The sequence below is a fragment of the Devosia epidermidihirudinis genome, from assembly GCF_000971295.1.
Classification (GTDB): Bacteria; Pseudomonadota; Alphaproteobacteria; order Rhizobiales; family Devosiaceae; genus Devosia; species Devosia epidermidihirudinis.
In genome coordinates this window covers 1-524 of the sequence record NZ_LANJ01000006.1, presented here as the reverse complement: position 1 = coordinate 524, position 524 = coordinate 1, and the positions used below count along the sequence as shown (strand labels likewise).

Annotated in this window: 1 pseudogene; it reads left to right on the top strand. The window is 66.0% G+C overall.

Annotated features, from left to right (window positions below):
- Window positions 1-117: 117 nt before the first annotated feature.
- Window positions 118-524 (top strand): annotated as a pseudogene (locus tag WH87_RS19935) (hypothetical protein); the annotation flags it as partial.

The window sequence follows — 524 nt, the reverse complement described above, 5'->3', positions numbered from 1 at the left end:
GGGGGGATCGGGGATCAACGCCCGGCAGTTCTCCCATCTTGTTTCTCTGGATAACGACCATGGTGTCGGGAAAGTTAAGGCGTCTAGACCGTCTCCCCTACTTCATGGTGGTGCGGCATGCACCGAAAGATGGAGTGCGCGTCGATCGCGCCGCCAGTTGCGGCACAATGCAAGACAACCCATCTTCCAGCGTGCGGCTTTGCATCGCGCGCCAATTTGTTCCGATTTCTCCCGATGCAATCGTTTTCGTCATCACCCGCCGGCCTGGCCGGGCTGGTTTCGCGCCGCATGCTGCTGGCAGACGGGCTTGCGCCCGCCGCCCTCCACTTCGACGGCGCCGACATCGCCGCGTGTGATGCCCAGCCCACGCGCGGCATGCTCGACTGCGGCGACCTGCTGGTCCTGCCCGGCATCGTCGACCTGCACGGCGATGCCTTCGAGCGCGCGATCATGCCGCGCCCCGGCGTGGCCATCCCCTACGCCACCGCGCTGGCCGATGTCGACGCCCAGCTGCTGGCCAACGG